The 11,578-nt window shown below is 68.1% G+C and carries 14 protein-coding genes; 2 read left to right on the top strand and 12 right to left on the bottom strand.

What is annotated here, in order from left to right:
• Window positions 1-16: 16 nt before the first annotated feature.
• Window positions 17-1,861: a phosphoenolpyruvate carboxykinase (GTP) gene (locus DA69_RS02550; protein WP_025977610.1), complete on the bottom strand. Its 1,845-nt coding sequence runs from the start codon at window positions 1,859-1,861 to the stop codon at window positions 17-19.
• Between the two features lie 209 nt (window positions 1,862-2,070).
• Between DA69_RS02550 and DA69_RS02545 the strand changes: the two genes are divergently transcribed.
• Window positions 2,071-2,706, top strand: coding sequence for a DUF938 domain-containing protein (locus DA69_RS02545; RefSeq protein ID WP_025977611.1), 636 nt, complete (start codon window positions 2,071-2,073; stop codon window positions 2,704-2,706).
• Here DA69_RS02545 and DA69_RS02540 read toward each other — a convergent pair.
• Window positions 2,703-3,194 carry a hypothetical protein gene (locus tag DA69_RS02540; protein ID WP_235599195.1) on the bottom strand — a complete coding sequence of 164 codons (492 nt, stop codon included), beginning with the start codon at window positions 3,192-3,194 and terminating at the stop codon, window positions 2,703-2,705. The two genes, DA69_RS02545 and DA69_RS02540, sit on opposite strands and share 4 nt — an antisense overlap.
• Window positions 3,195-3,501: 307 nt before the next feature.
• Here DA69_RS02540 and DA69_RS02535 point away from each other — a divergent pair, with 307 nt between their 5' ends.
• Window positions 3,502-4,260: a pseudouridine synthase gene (locus DA69_RS02535; protein ID WP_025977613.1), complete on the top strand. Its 759-nt coding sequence runs from the start codon at window positions 3,502-3,504 to the stop codon at window positions 4,258-4,260.
• Here DA69_RS02535 and DA69_RS02530 read toward each other — a convergent pair.
• From DA69_RS02530 to DA69_RS02485, 10 genes are all read right to left on the bottom strand, one after another.
• Window positions 4,250-4,552, bottom strand: coding sequence for a winged helix-turn-helix domain-containing protein (locus tag DA69_RS02530; RefSeq protein ID WP_025977614.1), 303 nt, complete (start codon window positions 4,550-4,552; stop codon window positions 4,250-4,252). The genes DA69_RS02535 and DA69_RS02530 overlap by 11 nt on opposite strands.
• The gene (locus DA69_RS02525) at window positions 4,549-4,998 is read right to left on the bottom strand and encodes a hypothetical protein (protein WP_025977615.1); all 450 of its coding nucleotides are present in this window, start codon (window positions 4,996-4,998) and stop codon (window positions 4,549-4,551) included. The genes DA69_RS02530 and DA69_RS02525 overlap by 4 nt, the downstream gene beginning before the upstream one ends.
• 80 nt (window positions 4,999-5,078) lie before the next feature.
• Window positions 5,079-5,840 (bottom strand): ATP12 family chaperone protein, encoded by a 762-nt coding sequence (locus DA69_RS02520; protein WP_025977616.1) that lies wholly within the window; start codon window positions 5,838-5,840, stop codon window positions 5,079-5,081.
• A 9-nt stretch (window positions 5,841-5,849) separates the two neighbouring features.
• Window positions 5,850-6,536, bottom strand: coding sequence for an HAD-IA family hydrolase (locus DA69_RS02515; protein WP_025977617.1), 687 nt, complete (start codon window positions 6,534-6,536; stop codon window positions 5,850-5,852).
• Between the two features lies 1 nt (window position 6,537).
• Window positions 6,538-8,019, bottom strand: a complete 1,482-nt coding sequence (locus DA69_RS02510; protein ID WP_025977618.1) for a putative 2OG-Fe(II) oxygenase — start codon at window positions 8,017-8,019, stop codon at window positions 6,538-6,540.
• 20 nt (window positions 8,020-8,039) lie between these two features.
• Window positions 8,040-9,035, bottom strand: a complete 996-nt coding sequence (locus DA69_RS02505) for an RluA family pseudouridine synthase (protein WP_025977619.1) — start codon at window positions 9,033-9,035, stop codon at window positions 8,040-8,042.
• Window positions 9,032-9,430, bottom strand: coding sequence for a fluoride efflux transporter CrcB (crcB, locus tag DA69_RS02500; protein WP_025977620.1), 399 nt, complete (start codon window positions 9,428-9,430; stop codon window positions 9,032-9,034). The genes DA69_RS02505 and crcB overlap by 4 nt, the downstream gene beginning before the upstream one ends.
• An 80-nt stretch (window positions 9,431-9,510) precedes the next feature.
• The gene (locus tag DA69_RS02495) at window positions 9,511-10,005 is read right to left on the bottom strand and encodes a CC0125/CC1285 family lipoprotein (protein WP_025977621.1); all 495 of its coding nucleotides are present in this window, start codon (window positions 10,003-10,005) and stop codon (window positions 9,511-9,513) included.
• A 247-nt stretch (window positions 10,006-10,252) separates the two neighbouring features.
• The gene (locus tag DA69_RS02490; protein WP_025977622.1) at window positions 10,253-10,978 is read right to left on the bottom strand and encodes an RluA family pseudouridine synthase; all 726 of its coding nucleotides are present in this window, start codon (window positions 10,976-10,978) and stop codon (window positions 10,253-10,255) included.
• 43 nt (window positions 10,979-11,021) lie between these two features.
• On the bottom strand, window positions 11,022-11,462 hold the full coding sequence (locus DA69_RS02485) for a hypothetical protein (protein WP_235599194.1): 441 nt from the start codon (window positions 11,460-11,462) through the stop codon (window positions 11,022-11,024).
• Window positions 11,463-11,578 lie beyond the last annotated feature (116 nt).

Raw genomic sequence — 11,578 nt, 5'->3', positions numbered from 1 at the left:
CGTCGATGGCGGTCTTTTATTCAGCAGCCAGCTTGGCCGCGCGCGCCTCTTCCAGACGCTTGGTCAGGGCGGCGTGCTGGTCCCACAGGGCCTTGGGCAGGCGATCGCGGAACCTCTCGTAGAAGGCGGGGATCAGGGCGGCTTCCTCGGTCCAGACGTCGGCGTCGACGTCCAGCAGGATCTTCAGATCGGCGTCTGACAGCGTCAGGCCCGACAGGTCCAGGGCATCCTTGGACGGCACGCGGCCGACCGGGGTGTCCACGGCCTCGGCCTTGCCTTCCAGGCGCTCGACGATCCACTTCAGCACGCGGGCGTTATCGCCGAAGCCCGGCCACACGAACTTGCCTTCGTCGTTCTTGCGGAACCAGTTGACGAAGAACAGGCGCGGCAGCTTCGCGGCGTCGGTCTTCTGACCCATCTTCAGCCAGTGACCGAAGTAGTCGCCCATGTTGTAGCCGCAGAAGGGCAGCATGGCGAAGGGGTCGCGGCGCAGTTCGCCGACCTTGTTCTCAGCCGCGGCGGTGCCTTCCGAGGCCACGGTCGACCCCAGGAAGACGCCGTGCTCCCAGTCGAAGGCTTCCGTCACCAGCGGCACGGCCGAGGCGCGGCGGCCGCCGAACAGAATGGCGTCGATCGGCACGCCCGCCGGGTCTTCCCACTCAGGCGCGATGGACGGGCACTGACCGGCCCAGACGGCGAAACGCGCGTTCGGGTGGGCGGCGGGCTCGCCCGAGGCAGGATCGTGCGGCTGGCCCTTCCAGTTCGTCAGGCCTTCGGGCGTTTCCTTGGTCAGGCCTTCCCACCAGACGTCGCCGTCGGCGGTCAGGGCGACGTTGGTGAAGACGGTGTCCTTGGCCAGCGTCTCCAGCGCGTTCTTGTTGGTGTTGCGGCTGGTGCCCGGCGCCACGCCGAAGAAGCCCGCTTCCGGGTTCACGGCGTACAGGCGGCCATCGTCGCCGAAGCGCATCCAGGCGATGTCGTCGCCGACCGTCTCGGCCTTCCAGCCGTCCAGCGCCGGCTGCAGCATGGCCAGGTTGGTCTTGCCGCAGGCGCTCGGGAAGGCGGCCGCCACATACTTCGACACGCCCTCGGGGCTGGTCAGCTTGAGGATCAGCATGTGCTCGGCCAGCCACCCCTCGTCGCGGGCCATGATCGAGGCGATGCGCAGGGCGTAGCACTTCTTGCCCAGCAGGGCGTTGCCGCCGTAGCCCGAGCCGTAGGACCAGATTTCGCGCGTCTCGGGGAAGTGGACGATCCACTTGTCGTCGTTGCAGGGCCACGGCACGTCGGCCTGGCCCTCGGCCAGCGGCGCGCCCAAGGTGTGCACGGCCGGGACGAAGACGCCGTCGGCGCCCAGCATGTCCAGCGCGCCCTTGCCCATGCGGGTCATGATGCCCATCGACACGGCGACATAGCCGCTGTCCGTGATCTCGACGCCCAGGGCGGAGATCTTGGAGCCCAGCGGCCCCATGCAGAACGGAACGACATACATCGTCCGGCCCTTCATGCAGCCGTCGAACAGGCCGTCCAGACGGGCGCGCATCTCGACCGGATCGGACCAGTTGTTGGTCGGGCCGGCGTCAGCCTCGTCCTGCGAGCAGATGAAGGTGCGGCTCTCGACGCGGGCCACGTCCTTGGGATCCGAGGCGGCGTAGTAGCAGCCGGGGCGCTTGGCCTGATCCAGTTCCTTCAGCGTGCCCTTGCCGATCAGGTCGGCCACGATGGCCGACTTCTCGGCGTCCGAGCCGTCGCACCAGTGAACACGGTCCGGCTTGGTCAGGGCGGCGATCTGCTCCACCCAGGCGACAAGGCCCTTGTGTTCGGTGGGCGCCGGATGGAGTCCGGGAATCGATTGCGTCACGTCTTGCTCTCCTGAAGCTGCGCGCGCCGATCTGTCGTCGCCGTCACGCAATAAGCTGATCACGCTGTGTTACGCGGGCAATGAACCCGACGGGACGTAAGGTCAACCGCTGCACGTTTCATTCCCCCGTTATCCGGGCCAGGCCGCCCACGCGCACAATTAAATCGTCAGAGCGCGCCCCAAGGGCTATCTCCTTCGGCGTGAAGACGATGGATTCTGCAATATCGACATCGGCGGGCGCGCCTGACGCGCTGATTTCGCCGGCAGCCGAACGCAACAGCGCGGCGATACTTCAGGTTCTGCGCGCCCATCTGCCCGCCCAGGGCCGGGTGCTGGAGATCGCCGCCGGATCGGGTCAGCACGCCGCCGCCTTCGCCGCCGCCCTGCCTGGCCTGGACTGGATCCCCAGCGACCCCAGCCCTCAGGCCCGCGCCAGCATCGAGGCGTGGCGGACGCATACAGGAGTCGCAAACCTGCACCCTGCACAAGCCGTCGACATGCTGGACGAGGCCAGCTGGCCGTCGCAGCGGCTGAACGCCATCGTCTGCATCAACATGATCCACATCAGCCCGTGGACGGCGGCCGAAGGCCTGATGCAACTGGCCGAGCGGTCGCTGACGCGTCCCGGCGGTTTGCTGTATCTCTATGGCCCCTATCGCGAGACTGAGGTTCCGCTGGCGCCGTCCAACGCGGCCTTCGACGAGAGCCTGAAGGCGCGCGATCCGGCCTGGGGCCTACGCGACCGGGGCGAGGTCGAAACGCTCGCCCGGTCGCATGGCCTAGCCCTGACGCTGCGGCGAGCCATGCCCGCCAACAACCTGAGCCTGATCTTCCGCCGGATTTAGATGGCGGCGACGACGGCCGTCAGTTCGGCGCGGTCGTTCAGCAGGGCGACCTTGCCGTCGCGGAAGGCCGCGCCCGGCGCATCGGCGGCTTGGCCAAAGATTTCGGCCGTCAACGCCACGCCGTCGGCGAAAGCCAGAACCGGCAGTCCCTGCGCCTTGGCCAGGCTCACCAGCGCCTTGACCTGAACCAGGCTGGCTTCGTCCGAGTCGCCGCCCGGAACCACCACGCCCTGAACACGGCCGCCGGTGATGTCGTCGGCCGTCGCCGTGGCCAGAACCGTCAACCCGCCGGAATTCAAGCTGCCCTCGCCCGACGAGATCGGAGCCAGCGACACGCCTTCAAAGCGCAGAGCGGTCTCCATGTCCCCCAATTCGCCGAAATCCATGCCCTTGCGCATGATCAGGCCGAAGCGCAGGCGGGTCGGTGCGGGGCGGTTGCCGTATTGGCGGGAACGAGGGCCAGTCGCGGTCTTGCGTTGAGCGTACAAAACGTCTCCTTCAAAGGTTATCGATCAATATTCGCGGACAGTTCCTAAAAACCGTCGCGCCCTGCGTGTCGAAATTCGGTCAGACACGGCAAACGTCGCGATCCGAATCGATCGGCAGCGAACGTGTCAAAATCATCAGGGTGACTGCTGATATAGGCTTATGATGCTCAAGGTCAACTTGGCGACGAAAACGTGACCTGAAACACAAAGGCGGACAATCTGGGCTCTGGCGAGCGGCGGCCAGCCTTGCCTGAGCCCACAACCCCGCCCTACACAGCCGATCGCATCGCAGAGAGTCAGTCAGCTCATGGCCTTCGTCCGCACCTATGACGGCGCAGAACCCGTCCGCATCAACAAATGGCTGGGCCAGACCGGCGTCTGCTCGCGCCGCGAGGCCGAGGGGCTGATCGCGGATGGCCTGGTCAGCATCGACGGCGAGGTGGTGCGCGACGCGGGCCGCAAGATCGAACCGGGCCAGACGTTGACCCTGAACGACAAGGGCGAGGCGGCGCTGGCGGCGGGCGTCGCCATCCTGCTGCACAAGCCGGTCGGATACGTCTCGGGCCAGCCGGAACCCGGCAAGATCCCCGCCGCGCGCCTGTTGACCGCCGCCAACAAGGTCGGTGAAGGCGAAGTCCCGGCGCGCGACGCCTCCCTGCCCCCGGTCGGCCGGCTGGACGAAGATTCGCGCGGCCTGCTGCTGCTGTCGTCGGACGGGGTGGTGGCCAAGGCGGTGATCGGCCCTCAGTCGGACCTGGACAAGGAATATCTGGTCCGCGTCGCCGGTGCCGTGACCGAAGCAAAGCTGTCCCAACTGCGCCACGGGCTGGAGCTGGACGGCCGCCAGCTGAAGCCCGCCCGCGTCACCCAGATGGAGCCCCAGCGCCTGCGCTTCCTGCTGCGCGAGGGCCGCAACCGCCAGATCCGCCGCATGTGCGAACTGGTCGGACTGGAGGTCGTCGACCTCTATCGCATCCGCATCGGCCCGGTGAAGCTGGGCGACCTGCCCGAAGGCCGCTGGCGGATGCTGACGGCCGACGAGCGGGCGGCGCTGATCAAGGGCTGATCGGCGCCGTCATGGCCGCCAGGCGGCTCAGCTCGGCGACATGAGAGGCGAAGGCCGCCTTGCCCGCCTCGGTGAGGCTGAGCCAGGTGCGCTGCCGCCCGCCCTGCGCCGCCTTGCGGACAGCAAGGTAACCGGCCTCCTCCAGCGTCTTCACGTGTTTCGACAGGACGGAGTCCGACACCTGAATGGCGTCGCGCACCACCGCGAACTCGGCTTCGGCGGCGGACAGGATGGCGCAGATCTGCAGCCTGCCCGGCGCATGGATCACAGGATCGAAAACCGGCGGCTTCACGACAGGCTCCGCACGTCGATGCGGTACAGGCGCATCCAGACCCTCATGCCGACGACGCCCAGAGCGGCGGCCGCCAAACCGTTGGCGAAGGGAACCCAGACGACGCCCTGCACCCGGCCGAACCAGATGCTGACGCCCATCAATCCCATCAGGATCGCCGCCAGGCCAAAGGCGGCCCAGCGGGCGCGACGCGGGGCGTATCCGTTCACCCAAACGCCTGTGCGATCCTGCCAAACCCGCATGATCGTCGCCAGAATGGCGATGGCGACAACCACGCAGGCCATCGCGATCGCGGTCGGGAAGCCCTGCCCCGCCACGAGAAGCCCGCACGCCAGGGCGTAGCCGGCGTCATACCACCACGGCCAATAGTTCATTTTTCCGAGCGCCTGTTCGCGCGTCTGGCGAATCTGCTCCAGAGCGGCCTTCGCGTCTTGCGTATCTGACATGGATGAATCCCTCACTTTCCAGAGCGGAAAATGACGATGACTTTCCACTTCGTCAAGTCATAACTTTCCAGGAGGGAAAGTTATCTGAGCGCCTCGAACCACCGCTGCAGCAATGCAGCTTCGGCGCGGTGAGCAGCGGTTCGGGCAGCCGCCTCTTCGTCCACGCCCCAGCGCTCCTCGGTGAAGGCTTCGTCCAGCCGCGACAGGTCCAGCGCCGTCTCGCCCGACAGCGCGCCGCGCTGCACCGCAAGCCCCAGCACCGCCGAGCCGAACAGAGGCACGGCCGTCGCCAGCCCGGTCAGGGCGAAGTCGTCCATCTCGAGGGCCAGGGCCTCGACCCGCGCCAGAGCCTGCGGCGCCTGCGGCCGATGAATGATGCCCTCGACCGGTTGCAGTTCGACCCCCAGTTCGCGCGCGGCCCAGTCGCGCCACGGCCCCCACTCCGCCTGCTGGCGCTCGATCAGCCCCGACGGCGTCTCGGCCAGGTAGCAGAGCACGTCCGACCCGGCGTAGCGGGCGATCTCTTCGGCCACGGGACCGCGCGTCTGGCTGACCCGGTCGATGGCGGTCGAGGCCAGACGGGTCGCGGGCATGGTGGCCGGCAACAGGTGCTCGCCCTGATCGTTCCACTCCTCGGCCACCAGTCCCGCGGCGGTCTCCGTCGGCAGGACGATGGCGTTTCCGGCGGGCGTCTTGGGCGCGCGGCCGTCCAGCAGGACGATCCAGCCGCCGTCGCGGGCTTCGACCCCGGCGGCCTTCCAGAAGCGCTTGATGCGCTCCTCGGATTCACGGAAGCCCTTCTGGGCGGCGACGTTGGGATCAAGCGGAGGAATGTGGGACATGATGAACTTCTAGGCGTACAGCTTGGTCGAGGCGAAACGATCGAGCGCCGCCTCCAGATCAGGAAAATCGGCGGCGATGTGCAGCGCGCCCGCAGCGGCCTGCTCCTCCACCGTGTGAAAGCCCCAGCCGACCCCCAGCGGATGCACCCCAGCCGCTACGGCCATTGTGATGTCGTGGCTGGTGTCCCCGATCATGACGGTCGAGGCGGCGTCGGCGCCGCAAGCGTGCATGGCGGCGCGCAGCATGGCCGGGTCCGGCTTGCCGGGTCCATCCTCGGCGCAGTGGCTGGACAGGAACAGATCGCTCCACTCAGGTCGCGCCAGGTTGCGAGCCACCCCGCGCCGGTTCTGCCCCGTCGCCAGCGACAACCGCCAACCGTCGCGCTTCAGCCGCCGCAGGGTGTCCATGACGCCGGGATAGAGCGGCTCCTCATGCCCCGCCTCGTACATGGCGCGGAAGCTGGCCTGGAAAGCCGCGACGAAGTCCGCCAGTTCGGCGTCCGTCAGCGCCGGCTCCAGCACATGCAGGGCGTGAGGCAGGCTCAGACCGACAATCTGGCGCACTCGGTCGTATTCCGGTTCCGGCAGGCCAAGCACCAGCGCCGCCTCGCAGGCCGCGCGATGGATCGAGGCGCGGCTGTCGACCAGGGTGCCGTCGATGTCGAAGACGGCGAGGGGAGCGTCGGAAGCGATCATGTCAGACAGGCACGATGTCAAAGGCGACGGACAGACGGGGCTGGTCGCCAGTGAAGGGCACGGTGCCGTGCCACAGGCAGGACGGGAACAGCGCCAGCTTGCCGGGCTCCGGCTTTTCATACCGCAGCGGCTCCAGGGGCTGCGGCGTCGGGAACGGCGGCTGACCCAAGGCCAGCCAGCCCTCGCGACCGCCCGCCTCGACCACCGGCGGCACGTCGATGTAGCAGGCGGAGGAATACCAGCCCTTGGGGTGGATGTGGTGTTCGTGGAAACCACCGGGCGCCAGCCGCACGGACCAGCAGCCGTTCAGCCTGTAATCGCCGCTGTTGCGACGCCGAACCGGGTCGCCGCCCTGTCCCAGCCGCGCCAGATGACGACGGATCGGCCCGTCGATGGCGGTGAAGAAGGCGCGGATGGCCGGATCATCGACCAGGGTCAGATCTACCGGGGTCTGCGTCCCATGACGCAGGCTCTGACCCAGCGGATGGTTCTGATAGGCGTGCTGCGCCAGCAGGGCCGCCTGCAGGTCCGCCAGATAGGCGCCCAGATCGTTCCAGCCCGGCGGGGTGTCGATGGTCTGTGCGCTGACAAGACCGTCCATATCATCGAGGCCCAGCGCATCGGCCTGTCCCTTCACCCGGCTGGCCGTGGCGTGCAGGGCCAGAACCTTCTGATGCACGACCGGCGCGCCCGAAAGCTGGTCCAGTATTTCGAAGGCGCCGTCGGCGTCGCCCGTGGCGACAAGGGCTTCGGCCAGGCTGATCCAGGAATCGATCGTCTGCGGCGCCAGCTCGGTCGCCCTGCGCGCATGTCCGATCGCGAGCGCCGGGTCAAAGGTCAGGGCCAGTTGTCCGGCCGCCAGTTCGACCGACGCGGAACGGGCGCCGCCCGCCTTGGCCCGCTGCGTCAGTTCGGCCCACGCCTCGCGCGGATCGCCGCCGCCATACATCAGCACCAAGGCCAGACAGGTCAGCAGATCGCCGTCGCCCGGCGCCGTCGCCAGCGCCTTCACCACCGGCGCTCTGGCGGCCCCTACATCCCCGCCGCGCATCCAGATCAGCTGGGCCAGTTCGCGAACCGCCTCGCCATAAGCAGGGCGGCGTTCTACGGCGCGGCGATAGGCGTCTTCGGCCTCATCCAGCCGGGCGCAGCCGGATAGGGCGCGCGCCAGAACCAGCCAGGTCTCGGGCGCATCGCCACCGTTGGCGAATGCCTGATGCGCCGTCTCGACCGCCTCGGCATTGCGGCCCATGTCGCCCAGCAGGGCGGCCAGATTGTGCCGTGCGGCGACGCTGTTCGGCGCCGCCTGGACCTGCTCACGCCGGATGGCCAGCGCGTCCTCGAAACGCTCCATCGCCTTCAGCAGATCGACCTGAAACGACAGGACGCCCGCGCGTTTGGCCGGCGGCGCCTGCTCCAGCTCCGCCAGCGCACCCGCCAGGTCGCCCTGTTGAGCCAGGGCCTGAGCCCGCTGGAGCCTCATATGAACCTCCGGCGCGGTACTCATCGCATCCGCCGCACGCCCTCGAAGGGATCCTCGTCGGCCTCGTCCTCGGAGAAGCCGAAGTGGTTGAAACCGGCCTTCATCTCAGGGCTCAACGGCGCCTCGACGATCAGCTTGCCCCCGCCGGGGTGGTCCAGCTCGATGCGTCGGGCGTGAAGCTGCAGCTTCAGCGGGCCGGACAGTTCGCGGGACTTGTCGTCGCCGTATTTGGGGTCGCCCAGGATCGGGTGGCCGATGGCCGCCATGTGGGCGCGCAGCTGGTGCGTCCGGCCGGTGAAGGGGCGCAGCGCCATCCAGGCCGCGCGGTGGGCGGCGCGGCTGATGGTGGCGAAGGCGGTCTCGGCCGGCTCGGCCTTGGGGTCCTTGGGCTCGGCCGGGCGCATCATCTCGAAGTCGTTGATGCCCGTCTTCTTCAACGCCATGTCGATCTGACCGGCCGAAGGCTTGGGGTTGCCGATGACGATGGCCCAATAGGTCTTCTTGGCCTGACGACGGGCGAAGGCGCCCGCCAGACGCTTGGCCGCTTCCGGCCCCTTGCCCAGCAGCAGCACACCCGAGGTGTCGCGGTCCAGGCGGTGAACCAGCCGCGGCCGGTCCATCCCCTCCCCCCAGGCCGACAGCAGGCGATCGACGTGCTTGGTCGTCTTGGTGCCGCCCTGCACGGCCAGGCCGTGCGGCTTGTTCAGGGCGATGACCATGTGATCTTCGTACAGCACCAGCGACTTGGCGTAGGCGATATCGCGCTCGGTCAGTTCATGCAGGTCGCCGGGCTTGCGCGGATTGGCCTCGGGCAGCGGCGGCACGCGCACGGCGGCGCCGGCGGTGAGGCGGTCCTGCGGCTTGACGCGCGAGCCGTCGACGCGGATCTGGCCGCTGCGGGCCATCTTCTCGACCTGGATGTGGGTCAGGTGCGGCCAGCGGCGCTTGAACCAGCGATCCAGGCGGATGTCGTCTTCATCCTCGGCGACATAGAGGGTCTGGACTTCGCGGCTCATGCGCCCACTCCGGTAAACAGTTTGCGCGCGATCATCAGGCCGACGAACAGGGCGGCGATGGCGAGAACCACCGAACCCGCCGCATAAACCAAAGCCGAGACGATTTCACGGCGTTCGATCATCAGGGCCGTTTCCAGCGAGAAGGCGGAAAAAGTCGTAAAGCCGCCCAGCACGCCGACGGCGGCGAACAGGCGGATGTTCTCCTGCCCCGCCCCCGCCTTCAACGCCAGCCATCCGGTCAGCAGTCCTATCAGCAGGCCGCCGACGACATTGGCGGTCAGGGTCGCCCATGGCCAGGCCGCGCCCGGCGCCAGGCGGCCCGCCGCCAGACCCAGCCCATAGCGCGCCATTGCCCCCAGGCCGCCGCCGATCGCCACCAGCAAGAAACGTGTCATGCTGGCGGCTTATACTGTTCCGACGTCATTTGCGAAGGCCGCCAGGTTGCGGCGATCCCGCGCTGGGCTGTTCCAGACCCTTATAGGCGCGGACGAATGGCGTCCTGGACCCCTCGCGCGTCATAAGATTCCCGACGGTCCGGGCGCTGGCCGCGCCCCATGACGATCTCCAGCGTCGTCGATGTCGGCTGCGGCCCGCTGAGGTCGAAGCCGAGGCCGACGCCGACTCCCGAGGTCGACCATCCGCCGTAGCGGCCGGAGCTGGCGCCCACCGATACGCTGGGACGGACGCCCCCGGCGCTGTCGGGACGGCCGTCGATCCAGCGCTGCGTCACCTCGAACCAGTCGTAGCCCTGCTCGACCGTCAACTGAGCGGCGCGGAACAGGGCCATGTCGGCCACCGGGCCGGGCGCGCCGACGCCTCTGTAGGTCACGCGGAAACGGTCGCGTTCGATCTGCTGGTCGGAATAGCCCTGCCCGTTCGGTCCCATCTGCTGGCCATAGGGCGCCAGGCTGGCGCAGGCGGTCAGGGCCAAGGCCGAAGCGGCGATCGTGACGATGGCGAGGCGTTTCATGCGCGTGTCTCCCACGCCCGAACAGCGCGCGGGCCGGCCGGATTGTTCCGCTGTGAAGCTGAATAGGGGATGAAGCGCCGCCGGCGTCTCTCGCAGTTCCACCGTCATCCTCGGCGTTGACCCGAGGGTCGAGCGTACGGGGCGCTCGGATCATCCGCGTCGCGCGGGAGGTCGGCCCCTCCTCGGCTCAAGGCCGAGGATCACGGCGGGTGAGCAGGCCGTCACGCCGCACAGCGCACCGAATCTGCTAAAGGCCCGCAGCCTCGCGCAGGGACTGGAAATCTTCAGGCTCCGGCGCCTCGACCGTCACGCGGCCGCCGTCGGGGTGGGGAAAACTCAGCTTCGCCGCGTGCAGCATCAGGCGCGGCGCCGCGCGCCCGGCGAAGGTCAGGGCCCCGCCATAGCGCACATCGCCGACCAGCGGTCGACCGATGGAAGCCATGTGGACGCGAAGTTGGTGCATCCGCCCCGTCTCGGGCGAGAGTTCGACCACCGCCCCGTCCGGACCGGAGGCCAGAGTGCGGTAGCTGCTGGCGGCCCCTTGCGCGCCCGGCGCATCGAAAGCCACGACCCGCATATAGCTTTCACGGCCGATCTCTTCGCGGCGCAGGGCGGAGGTGATGCGGCCAGCCTTGGGCTCCGGCGCCTCTGCGACAAGCGCCAGATAGGTTTTCTGGAACTTGCGCATCTGCATCGCCTTGCCGAAGAAACCGGCGGCGGGCTTGGTCTTTGCGGCCAGGATGACGCCCGAGGTGTCTCGATCCAGCCGATGGACCAACTCCGGCCGCTTGCCGTTCGAGCGAGCGAAGGCCCACAGCAAGTCGTCCAGCGTATGCGCCTGAATGCGGCCGCCCTGACTGGACAGGCCCGCCGGCTTGTTGAAGGCGATCAGATGCGCGTCTTCATGCACCACCCAGGAACGGACGGCGGCGATCTCTTCTTCGGTCAGGGAAACAGGCTGGCGAGTCTTCACCCGCCTAGCCTTTAGCCGAGCAAGGCCCGCTTCGCCATGCTTCTCAGCGGATCAGACCCTTGCGGCGCGCCCAGTGGGAATAGGCGATCTGGATGACGAAAACGGCGGCGACCGCCCCGACAGAAGCCAGCCCCGCGGCGCCCAACACCTCTCGCCCGTTACTAAGCGCCAGCACATAGACGGAGTGCGCCAGCATGGCGATAAGGCCCGCGACGAAGGCGTTGAACGCCAGCTTGCGCCGCAGCAACAGCATCAGCGCGCCCAGCAGGCCGCACCACACCGCCACGCCGAAGGCCACGTCCGTCCACATCGGCGCCGAGCGCAGATAGAAGACCTGCTCCATCGTCAGGGCGCTCCAATAGGCCTGCGCGCCGGTCACCTTCTGGTACCATTGCCAGACTCCGACGCCGTTCCAGAGCACCGAGGCGGCGGCGATGGCCCACAGATGCCACGGCGCCGTCGGGCGCTTCGAAATATCGACCATCATTCTTCCCCCACAGCCTGAGCGCCAATAGCTACGCCGAAATAGGTCGCCGCAACAAGGGTTTCGGATGAATCTCACGCCCCATGGCTCTGTCGTGCGCCCGGCGAACAGAACCC

It is taken from the genome of Brevundimonas naejangsanensis (genome assembly GCF_000635915.2).
GTDB classification, from domain to species: domain Bacteria; phylum Pseudomonadota; class Alphaproteobacteria; order Caulobacterales; family Caulobacteraceae; genus Brevundimonas; species Brevundimonas sanguinis.
This window is presented reverse-complemented; position numbering and strand designations above follow the sequence as displayed.